Annotated in this window: 17 protein-coding genes; 14 read left to right on the top strand and 3 right to left on the bottom strand. The window is 41.4% G+C overall.

The genetic code is table 11. The features are described 5' to 3' along the window. Positions 1–72: 72 nt before the first annotated feature. Entirely contained in the window at positions 73–417 is a 345-nt protein-coding gene (locus tag WKK05_RS29510; protein ID WP_341526568.1) for a hypothetical protein, read from the top strand. 301 nt (positions 418–718) lie between these two features. Here WKK05_RS29510 and WKK05_RS29505 read toward each other — a convergent pair whose 3' ends face one another. Further along, a complete protein-coding gene (locus WKK05_RS29505) occupies positions 719–982 on the bottom strand; it encodes a hypothetical protein (protein WP_341526567.1) in 264 nt (87 codons plus the stop codon). Here WKK05_RS29505 and WKK05_RS29500 point away from each other — a divergent pair. After that, entirely contained in the window at positions 976–3,969 is a 2,994-nt protein-coding gene (locus WKK05_RS29500; protein WP_341526566.1) for a COR domain-containing protein, read from the top strand. The two genes, WKK05_RS29505 and WKK05_RS29500, sit on opposite strands and share 7 nt — an antisense overlap. A 331-nt stretch (positions 3,970–4,300) precedes the next feature. Further along, positions 4,301–5,170 (top strand): peptidoglycan recognition family protein, encoded by an 870-nt coding sequence (locus WKK05_RS29495; RefSeq protein WP_341526565.1) that lies wholly within the window; start codon positions 4,301–4,303, stop codon positions 5,168–5,170. Between the two features lie 57 nt (positions 5,171–5,227). Here WKK05_RS29495 and ribBA read toward each other — a convergent pair whose 3' ends face one another. Then, positions 5,228–6,907, bottom strand: a complete 1,680-nt coding sequence (gene ribBA / locus WKK05_RS29490; RefSeq protein WP_341526564.1) for a bifunctional 3,4-dihydroxy-2-butanone-4-phosphate synthase/GTP cyclohydrolase II — start codon at positions 6,905–6,907, stop codon at positions 5,228–5,230. Positions 6,908–7,119: 212 nt separating this feature from the next. Between ribBA and WKK05_RS29485 the strand changes: the two genes are divergently transcribed. Together WKK05_RS29485 and argC are read left to right on the top strand one after the other, a co-directional pair. Next, positions 7,120–7,326 carry a hypothetical protein gene (locus WKK05_RS29485; protein ID WP_341526563.1) on the top strand — a complete coding sequence of 69 codons (207 nt, stop codon included), beginning with the start codon at positions 7,120–7,122 and terminating at the stop codon, positions 7,324–7,326. 54 nt (positions 7,327–7,380) lie between these two features. After that, positions 7,381–8,439, top strand: coding sequence for an N-acetyl-gamma-glutamyl-phosphate reductase (argC, locus tag WKK05_RS29480; protein WP_341526562.1), 1,059 nt, complete (start codon positions 7,381–7,383; stop codon positions 8,437–8,439). Between the two features lie 62 nt (positions 8,440–8,501). On the opposite strand, the gene eno is transcribed toward argC, so the two are convergent. Further along, positions 8,502–9,791, bottom strand: coding sequence for a phosphopyruvate hydratase (gene eno / locus WKK05_RS29475; protein WP_341526561.1), 1,290 nt, complete (start codon positions 9,789–9,791; stop codon positions 8,502–8,504). A gap of 266 nt (positions 9,792–10,057) precedes the next feature. On the opposite strand from eno, the gene gloA reads away from it, so the two are divergent. The 9 genes from gloA to hpsA all read left to right on the top strand — a co-directional run bounded on the left by gloA (position 10,058) and on the right by hpsA (position 26,441). Further along, positions 10,058–10,492 carry a lactoylglutathione lyase gene (gene gloA, locus WKK05_RS29470; protein WP_341526560.1) on the top strand — a complete coding sequence of 145 codons (435 nt, stop codon included), beginning with the start codon at positions 10,058–10,060 and terminating at the stop codon, positions 10,490–10,492. Between the two features lie 539 nt (positions 10,493–11,031). Further along, the gene (gene clpB / locus WKK05_RS29465) at positions 11,032–13,701 is read left to right on the top strand and encodes an ATP-dependent chaperone ClpB (RefSeq protein WP_341526559.1); all 2,670 of its coding nucleotides are present in this window, start codon (positions 11,032–11,034) and stop codon (positions 13,699–13,701) included. Between the two features lie 576 nt (positions 13,702–14,277). Further along, complete coding sequence (gene hpsE, locus WKK05_RS29460) at positions 14,278–15,246, top strand: hormogonium polysaccharide biosynthesis glycosyltransferase HpsE (RefSeq protein WP_341526558.1); 969 nt, start codon at positions 14,278–14,280, stop codon at positions 15,244–15,246. A 34-nt stretch (positions 15,247–15,280) separates the two neighbouring features. Then, positions 15,281–16,279: a glycosyltransferase gene (locus tag WKK05_RS29455; protein WP_341526557.1), complete on the top strand. Its 999-nt coding sequence runs from the start codon at positions 15,281–15,283 to the stop codon at positions 16,277–16,279. Between the two features lie 24 nt (positions 16,280–16,303). Next, the gene (locus WKK05_RS29450; RefSeq protein WP_341526556.1) at positions 16,304–17,284 is read left to right on the top strand and encodes a glycosyltransferase; all 981 of its coding nucleotides are present in this window, start codon (positions 16,304–16,306) and stop codon (positions 17,282–17,284) included. Positions 17,285–17,390: 106 nt separating this feature from the next. Beyond that, positions 17,391–18,320, top strand: coding sequence for a glycosyltransferase (locus WKK05_RS29445; protein WP_341526555.1), 930 nt, complete (start codon positions 17,391–17,393; stop codon positions 18,318–18,320). 384 nt (positions 18,321–18,704) lie between these two features. Next, a complete protein-coding gene (gene htpG, locus WKK05_RS29440) occupies positions 18,705–20,696 on the top strand; it encodes a molecular chaperone HtpG (protein WP_341526554.1) in 1,992 nt (663 codons plus the stop codon). Between the two features lie 118 nt (positions 20,697–20,814). Next, positions 20,815–21,051: a 50S ribosomal protein L28 gene (gene rpmB / locus WKK05_RS29435; RefSeq protein ID WP_341526553.1), complete on the top strand. Its 237-nt coding sequence runs from the start codon at positions 20,815–20,817 to the stop codon at positions 21,049–21,051. Positions 21,052–21,518: 467 nt separating this feature from the next. Beyond that, a complete protein-coding gene (hpsA, locus tag WKK05_RS29430; protein WP_341526552.1) occupies positions 21,519–26,441 on the top strand; it encodes a hormogonium polysaccharide biosynthesis protein HpsA in 4,923 nt (1,640 codons plus the stop codon). Positions 26,442–26,443: the final 2 nt, after the last annotated feature.

The raw sequence follows: 26,443 nt of genomic DNA, 5'->3' as shown, positions 1-26,443 counted from the left end.
ATTAAAGTAGTTGTAGCCAGTCATAGACAATAATCGTATGATTTTTCACTGCTCGTGTAAGGATTACAGATAATGCAAGTTATAAAAAGAGCCATAAAACCACAAGCCTATATATCATTCCTCTACATTTACCAAACTACCTGGGGGACTGCTGGGGATATCTGTTTAATTCGTGAATCTGTCGCAGAGACAAGTGTATCGAAGTTCGTCGGTCATAAAGTCCAGCTAGCCCTGCGAAAAGGGTTAGAGCGCGATCGCATCGCGAACTTGCCGATAATCAAAGTTGCAGGTAATGTCGGCGACGGACATCCAAAAGATCACCCGTTTGAATGGGAAGCTTATGAAGGCGTAGATAAAGAAATTGCGATCGCGGCTCTCAAACCTTGGGGCTTCAAGTTAATTGAGTCTACCGATTAACCCCACTCACAACAAAAAACACTCACCCAATTGCCATAGAGTTTTCCTTGTTTCTCTCACCCCTGCTTCTAGCAACTAGTAAATGAACCTCTGAGCTTCGTTGATGAACCTTTGAGCTTCGTCGATGAACCTCTGAGCTTTGTCGATGAACCTCTGAGCTTCGTCGATGAACCTCTGAGCTTCGTGAATGAACCCCTGAGCTTCGTGAATGAACCTCTGAGCTTCGTCAACGAGTCTTTGATACTCGTCGGCGAGTCTTTTATACTTGTGAACGGGATTGTAGAGATGGATTTTGCTCTGCTCAAGTGGGCTGACTATTTTTAATGTATGCCATGTAACGAGTGTCTTTTTTGAATAGGCGATCGCACCCAGCTAATTTAAACATCAAACCAGTTCTCATCATAGATAAATACATTAATCTAGCCCCCATGCCCAACGCCCACTTGCCCTGAGCGTTCGCGTAGCGTATCGCAGAGAAGCCGAAGGGATGCCCGATGCCCCATTCCCTGCGATACACTATTCTGGTAAATAACGCTACAGAGTTGGTGAGGTTTGCAGGTGACAAACGAAGAACTGTTGCAAATTATTGAACAAGCTGCTCAGGAAAAAGCAACCGAGTTAGACCTAAGTGAAAAGCAACTCAGCAGCCTGCCGCCAGAAATCTGCCAACTCTCTAACTTGACAACGCTAGACCTCAATAACAATCAACTCAGCAGCCTGCCGCCAGAAGTCTGCCAACTCTCCAACTTGACAACACTAGAACTCAATAATAATCAACTCAGTAGCCTGCCGCCAGAAATCAGCCAACTCTCCAACTTGATATGGTTAGACCTCGATAACAATCAACTCAGCAGCCTGCCGCCAGAAATCAGCCAACTCTCCAACTTGACAGGGCTAGACCTCGGTAACAATCAACTCAGCAGCCTGCCACCAAAAATCAGCCAACTCTCCAACTTGACAACGCTATTCCTTCATAACAATCAACTCAGCAGCCTGCCGCCAGAAATCAGCCAACTCTCCAACTTGATATGGCTATCCCTCGCTAACAATCAACTCAGCAGCCTGCCGCCAGAAATCAGCCAACTCTCCAACTTGATAACGCTATACCTAGATAAAAATCAACTCAGTAGCCTGCCGCTAGAAATCAACCAACTCTCTAACTTGACTAGGCTATGTCTCGATAAAAATCAACTCAGCAGTCTGCCGCCAGAAATCAGCCAACTCTCCAACTTGACAGAGCTATTTCTCCATAACAATCAACTCGGCAGTCTGCCGCTAGAAATCAGCCAACTCTCTAACTTGACAACGCTATCCCTCTTTAACAATCCACAATTAACCTCACCGCCACCTGAGATTGTCAAGCAGGGAACGCAGGCGATTTTGACTTATCTTCGAGAATGGTTAGAGGGTAGTCAACAGCAGTGGGTTTCCAAATTGCTAGTTGTTGGTGAAGGGGGTGTGGGTAAGACATCCTTATTAAGAGTATTATGCGGTGAAAAGTTTGATATCCAAGAATCCACCACCCACGGCATTGAAATTAAAACCTTTGAACTAGCTCATCCCACAAAAGCAGATACAAGAATGCATCTGAACACCTGGGACTTTGGTGGACAAGAAATCTATCACGCCACCCATCAATTCTTTCTTACCAACCGCTCACTATTCTTACTCGCCTGGAATGCCCGACTGGGATTTGAGCAAGGTAAACTCTACTACTGGCTAGATACAATCAAAGCCTTAGCCCCAGAATCTCCGATTTTACTTGTCGCCACCCACATCGACGAGCGAGATGCAGACCTTCCCATCACTGAGTTACGCCGCAAATATCCCCAGATTATCGAACCCTGTAAAATTAGCTCTAAAATCCACCTCGGCATTGAAGAACTTCGGCAGACAATTGCAGAAGCAGCTGCCAAGTTACCCTTAATGGGTGAAATCTGGCCTACCACTTGGTTGAATGCTGCCAATGCCATCCGTTCCCAGCCAAAAAAACAAATCACCCCACAACAATTGTGGGACATCATGGCTGAATACAAAGTTGCTGACATCAGTAAAGAAGTGTTGGCGCGATGGCTACATGAATTAGGCGAAATTCTCTACTTCCAAGACAACGAAGAACTCAACGATACCGTTATCCTCAAACCCCAGTGGGTAACAGAATATATCAGCAAAGTGCTGGAAAGCGAAGAAGTAATTAAGCGTGTTGGCATCTTCACCCGTCAGGAAATGGCTAAACTTTGGCGCGACTTAGAGCCATCAACGCGCGACCACTTCCTGCACCTAATGGAGCGTTTTGACCTTTCTTACCGCACTCAAGAAAATCGGGATATCAGTTTAGTTGTTGAACGTTTGCCTTTCGAGGCGCCTAATTACCAACAGAAATGGCAGCAAATCAAACAAACAGGCGAGTGTCATGAAATCTCAATGAAATTCCAACTCAATACCATTCCTGCGGGTATTCCCACATGGTTTATTGCGCGTCAACACCGCTTCACAACAAACACCCATTGGCGGAATGGGGTTCTTTTTGCTGATACACCAGAGCCAAAGCATTTAGCTTTAGTCCAAGCATTTCCTCATGAACGCTACCTACAATTAACAGTCCGAGGAGCATACCCGCTGAATTTCTTTGTACTTCTCAAAGATGGTATTGAAAAGACACTCGAACGGTTTCCAGGATTACAAATTCAACGCAAAATACCCTGTCTTGGTCACAATGGAAAACCTTGCACCCACGAATTTGACTACGAACAAGTACAAAAGCGATTGCAAAAACAGAAACTAACAATTGAATGCCCAGAAGCTACAGAAGATGAAGATGTATCAGTAACAGCACTCTTGCAGGGATTGTATTGGACTAAACAAGATGCAGTTTTAGATAGTCTCAACGATTTAAAGAATAGAGTTGATAAAGGTAATGATGAGATTAAAGACAAACTAGAAAACCTTCTAGAACTAACACAACGAGAATTTACCAATGGATTCCGCCGCGAACAATCAAAAATAGATTCTCATTGTCCCAATATCTTTGTTTTGCGTCCACATGGGGGTAAAGCTTGGAAGCAAGCTATAGCCGGACAAAAATTAGATTTACAACTTTATTGTCAAGCTCCAGGCTGTTGGCATCCTACCCAAGAAGGCGGTTTATATGAAATAAATGAACCAGCCAAATGGTTGAGAGTAACTGCACCCTATATTAGTAAATTATTCCGCGTATTGAAATTTGCAGCACCAATAGTTGGCCCTTGGCTAGGTGTAGTAGATCCCAAAGAATATGAAACCTTATTTAAAAATGACTTAGAACTATTTAAAGAACTAGCAGCAAAATTACCAGAAATGGAAGCATCTGAAGATTTAGAATTAGCAGACAAAATTACTAGAGATGGAGATTTAGATCCAGAACGTGCCGATGGTGCTGCTTTGCGTGCCTTGCGCCAACTGTTAGAAGAAAAAGATCCACAGCAACACTGGGGTGGATTAAAAAAGGTCTTGACACCAGAGGGACATTATTTATGGTTGTGTGAACATCACGCTGCACAATATAAGCGCTAATACCATTGTTATATTTTAAAAATAAACCATTTGTAGAGACGCGATGAATCGCGTCTTGTTGCAATCATTAATTGAATTGGTATAATTTAGCGGACATAATATAAATAGTTCTAAAGACAGAGGAAGCGCCTGAAATAAGTACTTAGTATTCGCAGAGATAGCAGTCCTAAATCACTTGAAATAAACAAGAATTCCAGTTTTTTAGAGAAACAAGGATTCTAAAACTTTCAATTTTTACAAATCAAATATAATGGCTGTATACTGGTAGCCTATTTTTACTTAAAATTAAGATATTAAGATTAATACCAGCTATTTTATCAGTATTAAAAATATGAGGTCTGTCAACTGGGCCACCAGGGTGCTACTAATTTCTCTAATGTTCGCCGCTTTAATTTTGGTGCTATTTGCTGGGAAAGCCAAACAACTACAAACTAATACAACAATATCAAACCCAGAGATTACAACTTGGAGTCAATATCCACAGGCGCAATTACAGTCAGCAAACAACCAAAAGCGCCAATCACAAAATATTAACCAATCCCCAGTCCAGACAAACCAGACTGTAGCAAGGTACATTACCACTGTAGCTTTTGCAAAGTACAAACCTAATTATGAAATTGCTTCAGTTAACCCAAGCAATTATGGAGAACGGTACACCAAAGATATAAATGGTATTCCTCTCAATAACGAGCCGATTATAGTACTCCATGAAACGAGTTATTCTGCTTCCAGCGCCATTAATTTTTTTCAAACACCCCATAATGATGAAACTGTGCAAGCGAGTTACCACAGTTTAGTCAAGTTAGACGGGACAGTTGTTTATCTAGTACCGCCAGAAAAACGAGCTTTTGGTGCAGCTAATTCAGTATTTGAGGGTTTCAATGGAGTAGAAACTGTACAGACTAATCCGAATTTGCCTCCGTCTGTGAATAATTTTGCTTATCACGTTTCTTTAGAAACACCGCCAGACAGTTATGAAAGTACTAACCCCTTAACTCATAGCGGCTACACCGAGGCTCAATATAATTCTCTGGCTTGGTTAATTGCTCAAAGTCAAGTCCCAGACGATCGCATCACTACCCACCATCTCGTAGACCGTTCTGGTCAAAAAATTGACCCGATAAATTTTGATGGCGATAAATTCCTAAACTTACTTCATGCCTATCGTCAGGTAAGACCAATTTATCGGGTAAATAAATAAAAGCAGTCAAAAAAATCACAATTCTAACTCTTGTACAGACAAGGGTTAATCGCGTCTCTACTCCGTCTTGCTAAAGCTATAAATTTGCTGAGTCTCTAAGCGATCGCTAATCGATGAAGGCAGTGTACCATCCGAGAATGTCTGCCGATCTAGTTGGACTTGCAAATTAATCAGCGGATCACTACCAGAAGAAATCAAGAATTCTAACTTCTGGATGTAAGGTACATTTACTAGGTTGTCCAAAATTTGGAAGATCGCTTGCAGGTAAGGATGACCACTTTGTTTATACCAATCACAGCTAGCAACTTTTGGTTGATCAAAACCCAAGTGTACCGTCAGCGATGGATTGTTAAATAAGGCCAGCCCTAATGGACGCGCTTCTTCTTGCAACAATAAATCGCTACTTCTTGCTAAATGCCGCAATTTCTCTAAGCGTTCATAGCGTTCAGTTACAGCCTCTGGATCATCTTGCCACTGGATGGCTACTGTTACCAGATAAGTCTGTAACAGCATATGACCGAGCTTTTTCGCTTTCGTCGCTAGGTAATAAGTGTTATAGTCATTCGCTTCAATCAACAGCGGTACGCGATCGACTACTTCTAAGCCGTAGCCCTTAACCCCAGCAATTTTACGGGGATTATTGGTAATTAAGCGAATCTTTTTGACGCCCAAATCCATGAGTATTTGCGCCCCCATGCCGTAGTCGCGCAGGTCGGCGGGAAATCCCAAACGCTCGTTTGCCTCTACTGTATCCAGTCCCATATCCTGTAAAGAGTAGGCTTTGAGCTTATTGACCAAACCTATTCCTCGTCCTTCTTGCCGAAGGTAAACAATTACACCTTGCCCTGCATTCTCAATCATCTTCAGTGCTGCTTGTAGCTGCATTCTACAGTCACAGCGCAAAGAACCCAAAGCGTCACCAGTTAAGCATTCTGAATGCATCCGCACCATAACTGGCTCATCTTTAAAATTAGCTGGATTACCCTTGACAACGGCTACGTGTTCTGTATTGTCTAGGGTATTGCGGTAGGCGTAAATTTCAAACTGACCAAACTGACTTGGCAGCTTGGTTACAACTTCACGATACACTAAGCGATCGTGCTGTAAGCGATAACTGATTAAATCCGCAATACTAATAATTTTTAGATTGTGATTTTTAGCATATTCAATTAACTGTTGCAACCGCGCCATTGAACCATCGGGGTTTTGAATTTCACAAATTACCCCAGCAGGATATAATCCAGCTAACCGAGCTAAGTCAACAGCTGCTTCCGTATGTCCTGCCCGCTTAAGCACGCCTCCTTCCTTGGCTCGAATCGGGAAAATGTGACCAGGACGACGTAAATCTGTAGGTTTTGTAGCTGGGTTAAGAGTCACCTGAATGGTGCGGGCGCGGTCTTCCGCTGAGATACCAGTGGTTACACCCAACTGCGGGCCAGCATCAATGCTGACAGTGAAGGCAGTTTGGTTAGTATCTGTAATATTGCTTACCATCAATGGTAAGTCTAGTTCATCAAGGCGATCGCCTGTCATTGCCAAACAAATCAACCCTCTGGCCTCCACCGCCATGAAATTAATCATGTCAGGCGTGGCAAATTGGGCAGCACAAATCAGGTCGCCCTCATTTTCTCTATTTTCATCATCTACGACCACAATGACGCGACCAGCTTTTAGGTCTGCTAAGGCGGCATCAATTGGATCAAATTGAAAGGCTTGGGTAGTCTTAGGCTGTGACACAGAAAGATTTCCAGCTACCAACGTTAATTTTTTTAACAATTTCTTCTTTTAGATTGTAGCTCCTTTATGGGACGGAGAAGTAGACTAGCAATGATTTGATAACATGGCGAAAATTTCTGCCGTTAAAAATTATGGTTTAGTACTAAAGTGCAGGGGCCTTCAAACACTCACAATCTGATGTCAAAGGTCAAGAAGAGCCAGTGCGTTAGGCGGTGAGTGCAGCCACACGTGCGGTGAAGCAGCCCGATGGGGTCTCCCCAAGTAAAGGGACTGCTGTTAGCGCAGCGTTAGCGACGAAGGAGCGTCGGAACGAGCGTCACCCGAAGGACTCTGCCGACTTAAAGCAACTAGCGTTCAAGCGTCAAAAAGTTTTGGACTTGGGATTTTGGACTTTTGTGTGCTATGCGTCTGGTCGCTGATATTGTTGATAGCTGAGAACGAATTAACCATTCATGGGATAAGGATTTCAGATCATGGGCAAATTGAGACGCGTACCCGTTGGGATTGTTGGCGCGTCAGGTTATGGAGGAGTACAGTTAGTCAGACTGCTGATGGATCATCCAGAAGTTGAACTGGTTTATTTAGGCGGTGAGAGCAACACCGGGAAATCCTTAGCATCACTCTATCCGCATCTGGCTCATGCAGTTAACCTGCCAATAGAGGCGGTAGAGCCAGAAATAATTGCTTCCCGCTGTGAAGTAGTATTTCTTTCTCTACCCAATGGTCTAGCTTGCCAAATTGCACCCAAACTTTTGGAAAAAGAATGTAAAGTGCTGGATCTGAGTGCAGACTATCGGTTCAGTGATTTGACAACTTATACAGCTTGGTATGGCACACAGAGGAACGATCACGCAATTGCTGCTACAGCGGTTTATGGATTACCAGAACTGTATCGCGATCGCATTTCCGAAGCCCAGCTAATTGGTTGTCCCGGTTGCTATCCCACCGCCAGCCTCTTAGCACTTTCGCCACTTTTGAAGCAAGGCTTAATCGTGCCAGAAACAGCCATTATTGATGCCAAGTCAGGCACATCTGACGGTGGACGCCAAGCCAAAGTGAACTTGTTGCTAGCCGAAGCAGACAACTCCCTAGCAGCCTATAGTATTGGGCGTCACCGTCATACCCCAGAAATTGAGCAAATTTGTAGTGATTTAGCTGGTCATGAACTCACCATCCAATTTACACCACACCTCGTTCCGATGGTGCGCGGGACTTTAGCAACCGTATACGCCACATTGCGTGATCCCGGTTTAGTAAGAGATGACTTAATCACCATTTATAATGCTTTCTACCGCAACTCTCCTTGGATAAAAGTTTGTGATAGCGGCATTTATCCACAAACCAAGTGGGCAACTGGGAGCAACCTTTGCTATATCGGTTTAGAAGTAGACCCGCGTACTGGTCGTGTAATTGTCATGTCAGCAATTGACAACCTAATTAAAGGACAGGCGGGTCAAGCTATTCAGTGTCTCAACCTGATGATGGACTGGGATGAAACTTTGGGGTTGCCAAAGTTGGGGTTTTATCCTTAATTAGGGGAAAGGGGACAGGGGACAGGGTACAGGAGATATACCTGTAACCTATTCCCTATTCCCTACTTAGGCCCTAAACCCACAGCACCAGCATATATAGCGCGATCGCCTAGTTCGTCTTCAATTCGCAGCAAGCGATTGTATTTTGCTACCCGTTCACTACGACACAGAGAACCCGTTTTGATTTGACCAGCACGGGTGGCTACGGCTAAATCGGCAATAGTCGTGTCTTCGGTTTCACCAGAACGATGGCTAATGACTGAGCGGAAACCGTTGCGAGTTGCCAAGTCAATGGTTTCCAAGGTTTCGGTGAGAGAACCAATTTGATTGAGTTTAATCAAAATGGCGTTAGCTGCTTTTTCTTGAATGCCTCTTTGCAAGCGAGTAGCATTAGTCACAAACAAGTCATCACCCACCAACTGCACCCGTGAAACTAACTTCTGAGTGAGCAATTGCCAACTTGACCAATCTTCTTCGTGCAAGCCATCCTCAATTGATATAATGGGATACTCGTCAACTAATTGCCCTAAATAATCAATAAACTCCGCGGGAGCATGAGGTTTACCGTCATAGACATACTGTCCATCTTTGTAAAACTCACTAGCTGCCACATCCAAAGCCAAAGCAACTTGTTCCCCTGGCTTATACCCAGCTTTCTTAATGGCAGCAACTAGCAATTCCAAAGCCACCTGATTGGACTCTAGGTTAGGGGCAAAGCCGCCTTCATCTCCAACACCAGTAAGTAAACCCTTCTCATCCAGTACTTGGCTGAGAGTAGCGAATACCTCTGCACCCCAACGTAAAGCTTCTTTAAAAGAAGATGCCCCAATTGGGACAATCATAAACTCCTGAAAATCTACGTTGTTTGATGCGTGTGCGCCACCGTTAATTACGTTCATTAACGGCACAGGTAATAAATTCGCTAAAGGCCCGCCCAAATAGCGATAGAGAGGAATTGCCAGAGATTCTGCACCTGCTTTGGCTACTGCTAGGGAAACTGCCAAAATTGCATTAGCACCTAAGTTAGATTTATTGTGCGAACCATCCAGCGCAATAAGAGTCCGGTCTATTAGTTCTTGGTTGAGGGCATCCAAATTTAACAATTTTGGGGCAAATACTTCCTTAACATTTTGCACCGCTTTGAGTACGCCTTTGCCCCCATAACGGCTTTTATCGCCATCACGTAGTTCGTGTGCCTCAAAAGTGCCAGTAGAAGCGCCGCTGGGAACTTGTGCTAGCCCCACGGCGCCGTTGGCTAAATGTACTTCTGCTTCAATTGTTGGTCTACCGCGCGAGTCGAGAATTTCGCGGGCTGCGATCGCTTCAATGGCAGTATCTAAAATGTTACTCATCTGTACTTTTGTCCTTTGTTCAAGTATGTTACGCATACAGTCCAGTTGCCTAACCCAATCGTTAGCATAGGCTCTTAAGAGACTTTCTCGCCTGAGATTAAAGAAGATTTCCAGAGATTGGCTACTGGGGACTGGTGATTAGGTATTAGGAAGAAAAACAATTGAGTTCACTCAATTTTTCCCAGTCCCTAGCCCCCAGTCCTCAGCCCTTAATCCCCAATGTTGGCAGATAATAATACTGAACTGAGTACGGAGAAAAGGTCAATATGCGCTTACTACATACAATGCTGCGAGTCGGTAATCTTGAAGAATCCTTGAAGTTCTACTGCGAAGTCCTGGGAATGAAATTACTCAGGCGAAAAGACTATCCTGGGGGAGAATTTACCCTTGCTTTTGTTGGCTACGGCGATGAAAGCGAAGAGGCGGTCATAGAACTAACATATAACTGGGGGGTGGAAAAGTACGAATTAGGTAATGCTTACGGCCATATTGCTCTTGGCGTTGATGATATTTACGCTACGTGTGAGGAAATCCGAAAGCATGGTGGTAAAATCGTGCGAGAACCAGGGCCGATGAAACACGGCTCGACAGTAATTGCTTTTATAGAAGATCCAGATGGGTATAAGGTTGAACTGATTCAACTAAGTACTCAAGGCTCAGTAGCCAAGCAAGAATCACAAGCACAACTTGTAAATCAGTAATTCTCAATAATCTTCTAAAGAGGCGTAGCTAGACTTAAAGGGGAGTCCATAAATTAATTCTCCCCTACTTCCCTGCCTCTTCGTGAGCTTCTAGCCCGCCTGTACAGCGGTTTATTCTTTGCTCACCCTTGCTCTCAAGAATGCTACTCAGATTAACTTCGAGAGATTTATACTATTACCCTCACACAATCGTTGATGAGTAACACTAATAACAAAAGCTCTAATAGCAGCATTTAGCAAAGTAGCCTTACAAAAGTGTTTTCGTTTTAAATTAGGGAATAAGTGGTTGATAAAACTATCACAAATTACCAACCCCAAATTACGATCAGAGATATACGCTATCAGGAAATTAGGGACTCTTAAGAGCTAAAGGGGCAAATGAAGGAGATGAAAAAAATGAGGGAGATAAAAGAAGAGAATAGGTAACAGGTAACAGGGTAGATTATTCCCTATCACCTGTCACCTGTTACCTCTCCCCTAATAACTAATGCCCAATCCCCAATACCTAAATTAAAAATCCAAAAGCCGAAATTCTAAAGATGCAACCTACAGATCCTAATAAATTTACTGATAAAGCCTGGGAAGCAATTGTTAAATCTCAGGATATAGTCCGTGCTTATCAACAACAGCAACTAGATGTTGAACATTTAATTATTGCCCTGTTAGAAGAACCCACTAGTTTAGCAATACGTATCCTCGCACGCGCTGAAATCGATCCAATTCGTTTACAACAACAACTAGAAGCTTTTACCCAGCGTCAGCCAAAAGTTGGTAAAAACGATCAGCTCTACCTTAGTCGTAGCTTAGACGTTATGCTAGACCGAGCCGAAGAAATTCGAGCCACAATGAAAGATTCCTACATTTCTGTAGAACACATCCTTTTGGCTTTCGCTGAGGATGAACGCATAGGACGAAGGATACTCAAAAGCTTTAGTGCAGATACAACCAAGCTAGAAACTGCTATCAAAACAGTTCGCGGGAGCCAAAAAGTGACAGATCAAAGTCCAGAATCCCGCTATGAAGCTCTACAAAAATTTGGCAGAGACCTCACAGAACAGGCAAAAGCTGGTAAATTAGATCCGGTTATTGGACGGGATGACGAAATTCGTAGGGTCATCCAAGTATTATCACGGCGGAGCAAAAATAACCCAGTATTGATTGGTGAACCTGGAGTAGGTAAAACTGCGATCGCTGAAGCTTTAGCACAACGCATGGTCAACGGTGACGTTCCCGAATCTCTGAAAAACCGCCAGCTCATCTCTTTAGATATCGGCAGTTTAATTGCTGGGGCAAAATTGCGAGGAGAATTTGAAGAACGCCTGAAAGCAGTCCTCAAAGAAGTTACGGAATCTAACGGTCAAATTGTCCTGTTTATTGACGAACTGCATACTGTAGTTGGCGCTGGTTCCAATCAACAGGGGGCTATGGATGCAGGAAACTTGCTTAAACCAATGCTGGCACGGGGAGAACTGCGTTGTATTGGTGCAACCACCCTGGATGAGTACCGGAAACACATTGAAAAAGATGCTGCTTTAGAACGCCGTTTTCAACAGGTATTTGTAGATCAACCCAGCGTAGAAAATACTATTTCTATTCTTCGCGGATTGAAAGAACGCTACGAAGTTCATCACAACGTCAAAATTTCTGATTCAGCGCTGGTAGCAGCAGCAACTCTGTCAGCCCGTTACATTTCTGACCGCTTTTTGCCAGATAAAGCGATTGATTTGGTGGATGAGGCAGCTGCACAATTAAAAATGGAAATTACCTCAAAACCAGCAGAATTAGAAACTATTGACCGTCGCTTAATGCAGCTAGAAATGGAAAAGCTGTCATTGGCAGGAGAAGAGAAAGGTACTCCTCAAACTAAAGAACGTTTGCAGCGAATTAAAGAAGAAATCGCCATATTGACAGAAAAACAGCAAATATTTAATGAGCAATGGCAAGGTGAAAAGCAACTATTAGAGGCTATTAGTGCTTTAAAGAAAGAAGAAGATGCCTTGCGAGTCCAAATTGAACAAGCAGAACGCGCTTATGACTTAAATAAAGCTGCTCAATTGAAGTATGGCAAATTGGAAGGAGTACAGCGCGATCGCGAAGCCAAAGAAACGAAACTTTTAGAAATTCAAAACCAAGGTTCTGCTTTATTACGAGAACAAGTCACCGAAGCCGATATTGCCGAAATCGTAGCCAAGTGGACAGGTATCCCCGTTAATCGCCTCTTGGAATCGGAACGGCAAAAATTGTTGCAACTAGAAAGTCATTTACATCAACGAGTTATTGGACAAGAAGAAGCTGTAGCAGCCGTTTCAGCAGCCATTCGTCGCGCCCGTGCTGGGATGAAAGACCCCAGTCGCCCCATCGGTTCATTTTTGTTTATGGGGCCTACTGGCGTAGGTAAAACTGAACTCGCCCGCGCTTTAGCTCAGTTTCTCTTTGATTCTGATGATGCCTTGGTGCGTTTAGATATGTCCGAGTACATGGAAAAACACTCGGTTTCCCGGTTAGTGGGAGCGCCTCCAGGATATGTTGGCTATGAAGAAGGTGGTCAACTTTCCGAGGCTATTCGCCGCCGTCCCTATTCGGTGGTGCTGCTGGACGAAGTGGAAAAAGCTCACCCCGATGTGTTTAATATTTTGTTGCAGGTATTAGATGACGGAAGAATTACTGACTCTCAAGGCAGAACAGTAGATTTTCGTAACAGCGTTCTTGTCATGACCAGTAACATCGGCAGCGAACATATATTAGATGTATCTGGCGATGATTCTAAATATGAAATGATGCAAAAGCGGGTAACAGATGCTTTGCGATCACATTTCCGCCCCGAATTTCTCAACCGGGTTGATGATATAATTCTCTTCCACACTCTAAGTCGTTCCGAAATGCGGCATATCATCCGCATTCAACTCAAGCGGGTAGAAAGTCTCCTGCGAGAACAAAAAATCTCTTTTGATATATCCGCCTCTGCCTGTGATTACTTAGTAGAAGCAGGTTACGACCCAGTTTACGGCGCTCGTCCCCTTAAACGGGCAATTCAGCGAGAAATAGAAAACCCCCTTGCTACCAAGTTATTAGAGAATACTTTTATCTCTGGAGACACGATTTTTATTGACAAGGGTGAAAATGGTCTGTCTTTTAGTAAAAAAGTTGCCATTAAGGTGGCAGTAAGTTCCACTAGTGTAAAGTTGTTGGAATCATCGCCTGAACCGTGAAATCTATGATTAGTTAAAGCTTAATTACCTACTCCTAATTGGTCTGCAAGGCACAAATCAGAAATGGGTAATTAAGAATACAGCGAATCAAATAGCAAAAGCAGATTTAGTATCATGTCTAGTACAAATTATGAAGACAATCCAAGTTCTTGCTCGTTATTTTCCAGATAAGTGTGGAGGTATTCAAGTAAACCTCAATGAGTTATAGCGTTTATTTGTGAAACTGAAATATTATTTACCCTCTGGGCGCTGTCCCCTCGTACCAAGGGAACTACAGACGGGTCTACTAATAAAGCGTATCTTCATAGAGAACTGAATATTATTAACAGAACTGCGATGTTGAAACCTCGTGCCTTGTGGGCAACCTTCCTCTTCTTCTGCATTCTTCTGTTTCAGTTCTGTCTTTCTTAGTTTTCTTTCTCCTACATTTCCTCGGCCCAGAGGCAATCCTAACCCCCTGTTCCCCATCGCTTTAAATAAGAAAATCAAATAGTTTATGGGTGATGAATTTTTTTACTGCTAACTGGGAACAATAAAACTATCATACTTTTTAAGCTTAATTCTCAGTTCGTCATTATGTCCTTTGACTTTACTGTAGCCATTCCTACTTACAACGGGGAAAACCGTTTATCTAAAGTCCTAGAGCGATTGCAAATCCAGCAGGGAGTAGAACAACTCATTTGGGAAATTATTATTGTTGATAATAATAGTACAGATGGTACTGCAAAACTTATTCAAGAGTACCAAACCAACTGCAAAAGTGATATACCCTTACGCTACTCTTTTGAAAGAGAACAAGGGTTAGCTTTTGCTAGAAATAGAGCAATTATTGAAGCTCATGGTGAATTGGTTGGATTTTTAGATGATGATAATTTGCCTGCACTCGATTGGGTAATTTCAGCATACAAATTTGGGCAAGACTATCCAAAAGCTGGTATATACTCTAGTCAAATTCATGGGCTTTTCGAGTTTGAACCCTCAGAAAATCTCAAACCAATCCTTTTTTACCTCGCTATTAATGAGAGAGGGTACAAACCCCTTTTATATGAACCTTCTAAAAAAGGATTTCCTCCTGGTGCAGGTTTAGTCGTGCGTCCCCATGTGTGGAAAGCTCATGTACCCGAGCGCCTTTTTCTAGTAGGTAGAGTTGGGTCATCAATGTTAGCTGGAGAAGATTCAGAAGCCATGTTGTACATTCATAAAGCAGGTTGGGAAATTTGGTACAATCCAGCAATGGTAATAGAACATATTATTCCCCAATGGAGATTAGAAAAAAAATATTTAATTTCCTTAATGCGTGGTATTGGTTTAAGCCGTTTTCATTTACGGATGTTACTACTTAAAAGTTGGCAGAGACCTTTTGCTTTTTTTGCATACTTAATAAAAGATGTATTTAAATTACTATCATACTATATTCGCTATCGGACAATACTTGAAAATGATATTGTTGTTAGCTGTGAAAGAGAGAGACTTTTTGCTACTTTAATTAGTCCTTTTTATGTATGGGAAGTAAGAATTAGCAATTATCTTAAAATACATAGATAATGTTAGATATAAAAATTATTTTATAATTTATTTTATGGCAATTGTATCTGTCATTATTCCAGCATTTAATACTGAAAAAACTATTAGTGAAACAATAATTTCTGTTTTAGAGCAAAAGTTTGAATTCTTTGAATTAATAATAATTAATGCAGATTCAACAGACTCAACATTGAAAGTTATTTCTAATTTTAAAGACTCTCGACTTCAAGTATTTTCTTATCCTAAAGCTAATGTAGCTGTTAATCGTAATCGTGGTTTACATCATTCAACTGGCGAATTTATTACATTTTTAGATGGTGATGATCTCTGGACATCTGATAAATTAGAAACACAATATAAAGCCTTACTAGAAAATCCTGAGACTGCGATCGCTTATAGTTGGACTCATTGCATAGATGAAAGGGGTCAATTTTTACGTACGTGTAGCACGATTGCAGTAACAGGCAATGTATATCCACATCTTTTATTAGAAGATTTTATCGGAAATGGCTCTAATGTCATGATTCGCCGAGATGCCTTTATGAGCGTTGGTGGTTTTGATGAATTACTCACTAATGCTCAGGACTCGGATTTGTTGCTACGATTAGCCGCGTGTTATCAGTTTGTCGCTGTACCAAAAGTACAAGTTCTCTACAGAGTTCAAACAAACTCAATGTCTGCTGATGTTTGGAAGTTGGAAACCGCTTGCTTGCAAGTGCTTGAACGTGCTTTCAATCAGGCTCCCGAATCTTTACAGTACCTTAAGCCATATTGCCTTGCCAATCTCTACAAGTACTTACTTTACAGAACACTAGAAGGACAGCCAGAACGACACAAAAGTCGGATAGCTGTAAAATTTCTCATCTCAACTCTCAGAACTGATCCCTATATCTTCTTCAAAAGAGTAATCTTTAAAGTATTTTTAAAGCTTGCAGTAATCATTCTTCTACCAAGTCAATACGCTCATGTGATGTTTAGTAAACTTAAGCGAGTATTTAATACAAGTACTTTACTAGGGTACATCCAGACTGATCCATTTTCCCTTAAAAACTAGCGTGTTTATTTACTATCATTAATTATGCCATTAATATCAGTAATTCTTCCGGTTTACAATGGAGAAAAAACAATTTATGAAACTATTAATTCAGTTGTAAACCAAACTTTTATTGATTGGGAACTGATCGTAATTAACGATGGTTCGCAAGACTCAACCTTAGATATTATTAAAAGCTTTTCTGATTCTCGATTGCAAGTATTTTCCTATCCAAATGCTGGACTAGCTATTAGTCGCAATCGAGGAGTGATACAAGCTAATGGTAATTATATTTCCTTCATTGATGCTGATGATATCTGGACACCACACAAGCTGGAATTTCAAATAAAGGCTTTGCAAGAAAACTCCGAAGCATCTGTAGCTTACAGCTGGTGTGATCACATTGATATTGAAGGTAAATTTTTACGTACAGGTAGCCGCATTACTGCAAATGGTAATATTCATGCTAAGCTTTTACTTGCAAATTTTTTAGAAAATGGTTCTAATCCTCTAGTTTGTAAGCAGGCATTGATATCTATTGGTGGGTTTGAAGCATCACTCAATCCTGCTGAAGATTGGGATTTATGGCTGCGGCTAGCTCTACACTATCAATTTGTAACGGTACCATATCCACAGATTTTATATCGAGTATCTCCTAATTCTATGTCTTCTAATGTTGTGAAAATGGAATTAGCAAGTTTACAAGTTATTGAACGTGCTTTTAGTCAAGCTCCGCAATCTCTACAATATCTAAAAAAGTCTAGTTTTAGTAATTTATATAAATATTTACTATATAAAACCTTGGAAAGTTTCTCAGAAAAGAAGGCAGTCATATTAACGTCTACTAGATTCCTCTGGAATGCTGTTAAGAGTGATCCATCAATGCTTAAAACAAAAATTTTTTTAAAAATTTTGTTTAAAATTATTTCAATAGCTTTACTAAATTATGAGCAATCTCAAGCATTGTTTCAGAAGTTTTCACACTTTTCAAATACTAGTACTTTATTAGCATATTTAAAAATTTAGCATATAGAAAAATATTAACTTCTTCTTTTTGATAAATTATCTAAGCTTTGTTGTAGCTCTAGATTGTTAAACTTTTACAATTTTTATTTAATTAAACGAGGCAAGTATGCCACTTATATCCGTCATTATTCCTGTATATAATGGTGAAAAGACTATCAAGAAAACTATTGAATCTGTTTTAAAGCAAACCGTTAGTGACTTAGAAGTCTTAGTTATTAATGATGGCTCAACAGACTCGACAGAAGAGATTGTTAAAAGCATTCCTGATTTACGATTAAAAATATTTTCGTATCACAATGCGGGTTTAGCTGCTAGTCGTAATCGAGGTTTATCTCATACTAATGGTGAATTTATTTCTTTTATTGATGCCGATGATCTCTGGACATTTGATAAGCTAGAAGCTCAATGGAAAGCGCTAGAAGATTCCGAAAATGCTGCCGTAGCCTATAGCTGGACAGACTATATTGATGTTGACAGTAAGTTCTTGAAATCTGGGAGTCGGATTACATTAAAAGGTGATGTTTACAACAAGCTCCTACTGTATAATATTTTGGAGAATGGCTCTAATCCTTTAATTCGAAAAGAAGCTTTCACTGAGATTGGTGGTTTTGATGAGTCACTTCCAGCAGCCGAAGACTGGGATATGTGGTTGCGCTTGGCTACTCGCTATGAGTTTACAGTAGTTCCAAAAGCGCAAATATTATATAGAGTATCTGCGAACTCAATGTCTACCAATCTTAAAAGACAAGAAGTGGCATCCTTAGAAGTGATTGAACGCGCTTTTACTCACTCAAAAGCTGCATCTGTTCAGCATTTGAAAAAGTACAGTAAGGCTCAACTCTATCAATACCTTACCTTTAAAGCTTTAGATGCACCTCCTGCTAAGCAGAAAAGCTCAATTGCTACCCATTTTTTCTGGAATTGTGTTAAATATGACCCGTCTATATTGCGCCAGAAACGGTTAATATTGATAGCAGTCTTAAAAATTACCTTGGCTGAGTTACACTATCGCATTGGTTGTTTGAAGCATCTTTAAACAAAACTGAACCTTTTTATGGAAGGAAAAGGAGGAGTTGATCTGATTGAAGCGATAGAGCCTATTTGATTTGTGAAATTCGTAAGGCTCAGACTCCCGAATTTTTAGAGAAGTCGGGAATTTTTTTGTTCACACATGATTTAACATGACTATAGTATTATGTAATTAATATTACGTAATATCAAAGATGCAAATCGGTAGGGAAATCCGAATACTATTTAGGGGGCAAACAGTCCTCTAAAACAAACACGATCGCCTAAGCTATACCTCTAAAATTCTAATTGGTATCATGGTCTTTTGCATTCTCTGGGTTTATCCCTGAAAGCAGAAGACTAGGGTGTATTTCCACTGTCCTCAAGATAATTACATCAAAGACTACCAATCATGCTAGAACAAGGTACTATCAGTATTCATACTGAGAACATTTTCCCAATTATCAAGAAGTCGCTCTACTCAGACCACCAAATCTTCTTGCGGGAGCTGGTATCCAACGCTGTAGATGCCATCCAAAAGCTGAAAATGGTATCCCGCGCTGGAGATTACGCTGGAGATATAGGCGAACCAGAAATTGAAATTGCGATCGCAAAAAATAATAAAACCCTTTCCATCTCCGATAATGGTATCGGGATGACCGCAGAAGAAGTAAAGAAATATATCAATCAGGTTGCCTTCTCTAGTGCCGAAGAATTTATTCACAAGTATGAAGGCAAATCAGATCAACCAATTATCGGTCACTTCGGTCTTGGCTTTTACTCCTCGTTCATGGTGGCCCAAAAAGTTGAAATTGATACCCTTTCTTATCAAGAAGGGGCGCAAGCCGTTCACTGGACTTGCGATGGTTCTCCAGAATTCACCCTAGAAGAGTCAACCAGAACAACTCGTGGCACTACCATTACTCTCACTCTGCAAGGAGAAGAAGAGGAGTTTTTAGAATCAGCACGTATTAAAAATCTTGTCAAGACCTACTGCGACTTCATGCCAGTGCCAATTAAACTGGAGGGTGAAGTATTAAATAGGCAAAAAGCACCTTGGCGAGAGTCTCCTAGTAGCTTGACTCAAGAAGATTATTTAGAATTTTACCGTTACCTATATCCTTTTCAGGAAGAACCACTGTTGTGGGTACATCTAAATACTGACTATCCCTTTATCATCAACGGCATTTTGTATTTTCCCAAAATGAAGCCAGATGTTGATGTCACTAAAGGGCAAATCAAACTATTTTCTAATCAAGTTTTTGTTAGCGACAACTGTGAAGAAATTATCCCGCAATTTCTCATGCCGATGCGGGGTGTAATTGATAGCGCTGATATTCCTTTGAACGTATCGCGCAGTGCATTGCAAGGCGATCGCACCGTGCGGAAAATTGGCGATTACATAGCTAAGAAAGTAGGCGATCGCCTCAAAGAACTTTACCGCGATAGCCGCGAACAATACATTAGCGCTTGGAAAGACCTTGGCACTTTTGTGAAATTTGGTGTTCTCAACGACGAGAAATTCAAAAAACAAATCGAAGACATCATCATCTTCCGCACGACTGCGAAATTTTCAGAAAAACCTGCTGCTGAAACTCCCGCAGTTGAAGTACAGTCTTCAGAAGGCGATGTTTGGCAAGATGTGACTTCTGCTTCAGCCAGCCCTGAAACTTCAGCATCCAGCACTCCCTACACCACCCTGAAAGAGTACCTAGAACGTAACAAGGAACGTCACGAAAACCGGGTTTTTTACAGCACCGATGAAGCAGTTCAAGCTACTTATATAGAACTGCATAAAAACCAAGGCTTGGAAGTCCTGTTTATGGACTCCTTCATCGACACCCACTTCATTAACTTTTTAGAGCGGGAATATCAGGATGTCAAATTTACACGGGTAGACTCAGACTTAGATAATACGCTTTTAGAGCAAGATAAAGCTAGCGAAATTGTTGACCCCAAAACCAACAAAACCCGCAGTGAAGTGATCAAAGAGTTATTTGAAAAATCACTCAACAAACCCAGACTCAACATCCGCACCGAAGCTTTGAAAACCGACGATTCACAAGGAACACCACCTGCGATCGTGCTTTTACCAGAGATTCTCCGTCGTCTGCGAGAAATGAACGCCATGATGCAGCAGCAGACCACAGAATTTCCAGAAGACCACATTTTGCTGGTGAATACTGCTCACCCCCTGATTCAAAATCTAGCGAACCTCAACCAAGGAACTATCATTCAAGGTGATGGTGAATCGCCTACAAATCCTTTGGTGAACTTGATTTGTCAACACGTCTACGATTTGGCGCTAATGTCTCAAAAAGGTTTTGACGCTGAGGGAATGAAATCTTTCGTTGAACGTTCAAACGAAGTACTCACAAAGCTTACGGAACAAGCTAGCAAGTAAGAATAGTTAAGAGTTAATAGTTAGGCAAAAGAGATCCTCATCTTTCATCTCCTACTTCCGTTGCCTAAGCCCTAAAATGGAAAGGCTGTATGAAAATAACAATCTGGAGATAATTGCTATGTCTCGTCGCTGTGAACTAACTGGTAAAAAGGCAAATAACGCCTTTGCAGTTTCCCACTCCCACCGCCGTACTAAACGCCTTCAACAAGCCAATCTGCAAAGCAAGCGTGTTTGGTGGCCAAGTGGAAATCGCTGGGTGAGATTGAAGTTGTCTACCAAAGCCATCAAAACCCTAGAAACCAAAGGGTTGGAAGCAATGGCAAAAGAAGCTGGCATTAACTTGAACCATTACTAAGCTTCTCCACAAACCTATCAATCCCCAACCCTAACTGCTGGATTTAAGAATATTTTCCTTGTCACCTCCCCACTTCGGGGAGGTTTTTAATTGTCTTACATTATTTTGCATTAACAACTGATATTTTCTTAGAACAGATGGGTAATATAAGCTTACTCTGCTAACAACTTCTTTATAAAGTTGCCTTCAGATAAAATACATTTCCGTAAACTTACTGTGAAATTTTGCTCTTAATTTATTTTATAACTGGAATTAAATAATTTAAAACAATCAGTAGTTAGCAATCAGATAAAACCGAATAAATGGTAAATAATCTCACCTTAAAAATGTGTATTTTGTAAATCAAGATGCACTAATTACTTACACCAATTTTACCTTAGCTTTTGCCTTAAAATTTATCTCACAGGCATGGTTAAAAACATAAAAATATTCAAAAAATTGTCACAAACTATTTGAAAAAAACAACTATGTCTCGAAAACGCTCCCTATTCAAGACAATAAGAAAAACCTTCCAACAAATTAGTAAGCAGTTTTTCCATGCGATTAAAAAGCGCATTGTTTGGTTACTGCGAACTTTATTTGTCATCAAGAGAAGACGAAGCTCTGCAAATGCAGGTTTTGTGCTGCCAACAGTAGCGATGGTAGTTTTAGTCGTTGTTCTGTTAACAACTGCAATTTTGTTTCGGTCTTTTGAACGCTCAAAAAATGCTAGTAATGTCCGGGTAAATGAGACTGTTCTTAGGGCAGCAGCACCAGCTCTTGATCGCGCAAAAGCAAAATTAGAAAAGCTATTTCAAGACCCTAGATTACCACGCTCAACCCCCTCAGATTTCTCACTGAGCCAAGTAGTCAACGACAACATTAGCGAATTTACATTTGGTGATGAGACACAGTTGAAGCTGGTCAAGAACAATGAAGAACCGCTCAAGTCAGTTTGGAAATATCCTGTTGATACTGACAATGACGGCTACTTTGATAGCTTCACTATCTATGGCATTTACTTTCGGACTCCTACTACTACCAGAGCTAGAAGCCCTCTAGAAGCAAGAGCGCAACCAATGGATGAAGGCGCTACAAGTGGTCGATGTGTGAGTAATGTTGCTACTAGTGCCGACTTAGTAGGCAGTCAAGGTTGGTATAAAGTTGGTAGTAAGCTGAAAAGAAGTATTTTTGTCTATACAACCACTGTGCCTATTACAGTGGAGCCAACTTCAGCTGCATTGGGCGCTGATTATACCAAATATAAGAAGTTTACAGGTAATAAAGGCTTTGCCGCGCTAGAGTATCAGCAAGACCGGGAGCGGGTTCCATTAAGCAACAACGCTGTCATTTATGAAAATGATTTAGAAATTTCACCTGGAGGTGGAATCAAGATTAATGGACGTGTCTTCACTAATGGTAATTTGCTAACAAGAAATACAGTGAGATTTTATCAAGTTAGCAGTCCTTACTCTTGCTATTACACAGAGGAAAACAGCAAAATTGTTGTTGCTGGCAATGTGGTCAACACACGCATAAATGAAAACACAAATACATCCCCTGATACTAGTACTAGTGTAGTAGTAGATTTCTTTAAAGACGAAAAACCTTATTCAGGGGGTTCTGCTAATATTCACAACGGCAATAAGACTGTACCTGAAACTGTTTACGGAAATCAAGCAGGTTATAACGATGCGGCCTATGCTCAGCGAATTAAACGCTTAGTGGATGCAGCTAGTAGTATAAGCACGGCATCTTTGCCCAAAGAAGTTAAAGATGGAATTACCAGCGCTCAACAGGCTGATGCCACATTATCAGCAACTGATGCTAAGACAGATCAACTAAAGACTTACTTCAAAAAGCGGACACGGCGTGTTCCCTATGCAGAGGTGGCTGTTGGTGGTAATGCGCTGGTGAAAACTGGAACCGGAGCTTATGACTACACAACAACTAGCCCACTTCAAGGAAGTGGAGATGCTCTACGACCACAGGACGTATGGGCTTTCCCCTTCAATCCCAGTAATGGCACAACAGAGACTGGTGGTTATGCTGGAATAGGGATTAAAGCACGGACTAGTACCAATAAGATTGAGCTAGCAGCGACAGACCCAGCTGTTCTGAAAGCTCTCACACTAGATGAAGAAAAACTTATTGGCGATCGCGTTTTAGTAGGCAACAACTTACCACAATTATGGTACGACGGTACTAAATTTGTTAGTTCAGACAAAGGACAGAACATTTCTGGTAAGGAGTGGGATAACAATACCAACACTCGTCAGCGCTTCACCCAAGCTAACCAATTAGATGATTTTGGCGATACAGATAGGGATGAATTCTGGGAAAAGGTAGCATCTCAAAAACCCACAGGTCTTTTGGATGTAGTTGGAGGTTTGCGAGTCATCACTGGCGCAGGAATTTACTTGCCGACTGGTTTCACTACTATGGGCGATTTTAGTACTGCAAAAGATACAGTCTGGCCAGATACAATGCCAGTGGGTGTTACTAGTAAGGATCAGGGCTTGCCCGATGATAATACACCCTATCTGCAAATGCGGGCTACAGCAGTTTATCACTACAAAGATTCATTTTACGATCCCAAGACTCCAAGCACTTATCAAACTCCCATAGCTTGTGTTGCTAGTTACTACGACCCCACCAATAGCATTACAGCAAAAAATAGAGCTACAGACATTGCAGGTAATGCTCTAACAAGCTTAACGGGAGTATCCGCAGTTGATCCTGAAAGTCCTGCGAATACAAGTAACAAATCTCTCAACGGTATTGTCTATTCAGCTTCTTCCCTGACAACGACCGGTTATACAGCAGCATTAAATTACCAAGCATCGCTGAAATACCCCAATGGACGCTGGGTAAATAAGCCCCTTAAGGATGCTTTAGCTAATGCTGGAAATCTTACCCTTTCCCAGCAATCAGCAATTGATTCTGCTGTCTGTGCTTTAAAAATCTTGGATGGTTCTATTGGAGCGCCCACAAATACCGCAGTTCCACATGGCGCTATCAGGGAAACAACTTTGCTTGATGCCAGACAGATTAAGGCGATTGATAAGCCTTACTCTTCAAGCGCTATAAAATACGACTTGGATATAGAATTTCGTCAGCCTTTAGAAATTCGTACCACAGTCTTAGATTTAGGTTCATTAAAAACCAAATCTAAGACTGGTGGAGAATTTCTATTTCCAAATAGTGGCATTATTTATGCTACCCGTGATGATGCACTACCAGATTTAAGCAGTACTAGCAATCCAAACTCTTTCGCGAATAAAGAGGAACGTAAAACTTTTATAGATTTAAGTTCCAAAGACTTTAAGCTAGACTCTACTCGGCGACCTAACGGCATTATGCTGATTAATGGTGGGGATTTAAGCCGTAACGCTACTTATAAACCAGAGGAGAAAGGCTTAATCTTAGCATCTGACCTGCCTGTATATGTTAAAGGTGATTTTAATAAACACACCAAGCAAGAATTCTTACAAAATTTAGATAGTACTTGGGACAACTTTTATTCTCGTGGTAGTACCACTGCCACTGCTCTTAACTCAAACTTTGCCTGCCGCAAAGGTCAGTTTACTAGCTGTGACACTGGTGAATCATGGCGACCAGCAACGGTACTGGCTGATGCTATTACTGTGTTGTCTGCTAATTTCCGAGAAGGCTACCGTAGTGATGGCGACTACGACTTAAATGATAATTACGACACAGTTGATAACGTTGGCAATCCAGTTTTTCTGCCTAATTTTGATGCCAACGGCGACGGTTTATTAGGAAATGTTAATGAATCTGACTTTGGCTTTGATCTAAATGGTAACAATAACAAAACTGATACTGGTGTTGCTGAAGCTAGTCAAATCACAGCCTCATCTGCAACTAAAATCAATGGCTTTTGGGATAACAACTTCGTTACTAGCCGTGACTTTCAAGATAGTACTTACTCATCGACATCTAGTATTTCAGGAAACCTCTCACCTAATGCTACTAATCCTTATCCTTATTCTTCTTACTTCAACAACTTTGTTACTCCAGTTCAGCGCCGGGCGACGTTTTCTGAGTACATCATGGAAATTTGCCCGAAGCTAACGGTGACAGCTTGTACACCTACTGACTGGGTAGTTGGCTATGACTTAAATGATGGTGGATTTGACGCAACAGAGAAAAACATTAAAGCTAATCAATTAGTTAAAGCCATAGCTGATGCTGGCATCACATCAATAGAGACCAACAAACTACGAGCAGGTACAACAGCAAGACCAGCAACAGATTCTGCTGATTCAGCAATTCAACGTTACCCCAGACGAGTTGCTTTCTTAAGACACACTGCTGGTCTAACAGTAAAAAAGGGAGGTACTGATATAACTGGAGCAGAAAACACATTAGTACTAGATCCAGACGATAAAACCCCTATTCCTTTGGGCATCTTTGAGAATGGGGGATCTAAACAAGTGAATTATTTTCCTTTTTCTAATACTATTCATATCGCTGGTACTCCCTACCAAAAATATGATACTTCAAGCTCTGCTAGTAACCCTAACAGACCACGCACACAAAGTAATGCTCTGTGGTTTAGAACCAATAAGTCAGGAGCAAAGAACTATGCTGCTAACTATCCTTTATCAATTTTAAATGCGAGCAGTTTAACTGGAACTAGAGCAACAGAACAACCTCTGTTGGTGCCAGTATTACAAATTCAGTTTCCCTTTAAAACACCAACTGATACAGATACTCTCCAAGAGGGTGAGAACGGCGATAAAGTCATTAATAATGGTGATTGGTTTCAACGCGCTACAGCCACAGAAACAAATCTTGTATTTGCTCAAGGTGATACACCAAGTCGTCCACCCACTACAGGTAATACTGGTGAACTTGGTGGTGGTTTAGAAAACTTTATACGTTTCTTGGAAAATTGGAAAGATAGAGATTTAACAGCTCGTGGCTCTTTTATTCAGTTCAAACGCAGTTCCTATGCCACAGCACCTTGGCAGGGGTTGATTGCGGACTATAATAACGACGATCTAGGCTACTTAAGCACTTCAGGAGCAATTTTTGGTTATCCACAAGGTTATCGAGTTAACTCAAATAACGTTAGTGGTAAAAACTGGGGTCGTTCACCTTTCTATATCACACCTAACCGTGCTTGGGGTTTTGATGTTGCCTTGTTAACACAGCTACCTGACTTGTTCTCTCAGCGCTTTACTGCACCAACACTCAGCCCTCCCAATGAGTTTTATAGAGAAGTGCCGCGAGACGACAACTGGGTGAAAACTTTGTTATGTGCTGCCCAAGTTGATAGTACTGGTGGCTACGACAACGCTGCTGCTGCATATAACGTTACTACTCCCACTGCAATTAACTACAAATACGCTGTTAGCTCAGACCAACGTCCTAGTTGTCCTTGATA

Origin of the sequence: Nostoc sp. UHCC 0302, assembly GCF_038096175.1 — a bacterium.
Taxonomy (GTDB): Bacteria; Cyanobacteriota; Cyanobacteriia; order Cyanobacteriales; family Nostocaceae; genus UHCC-0302.
The sequence above is the reverse complement of the archived record's forward strand: the minus strand, read 5'-3'. Positions and strand labels throughout refer to the sequence as shown.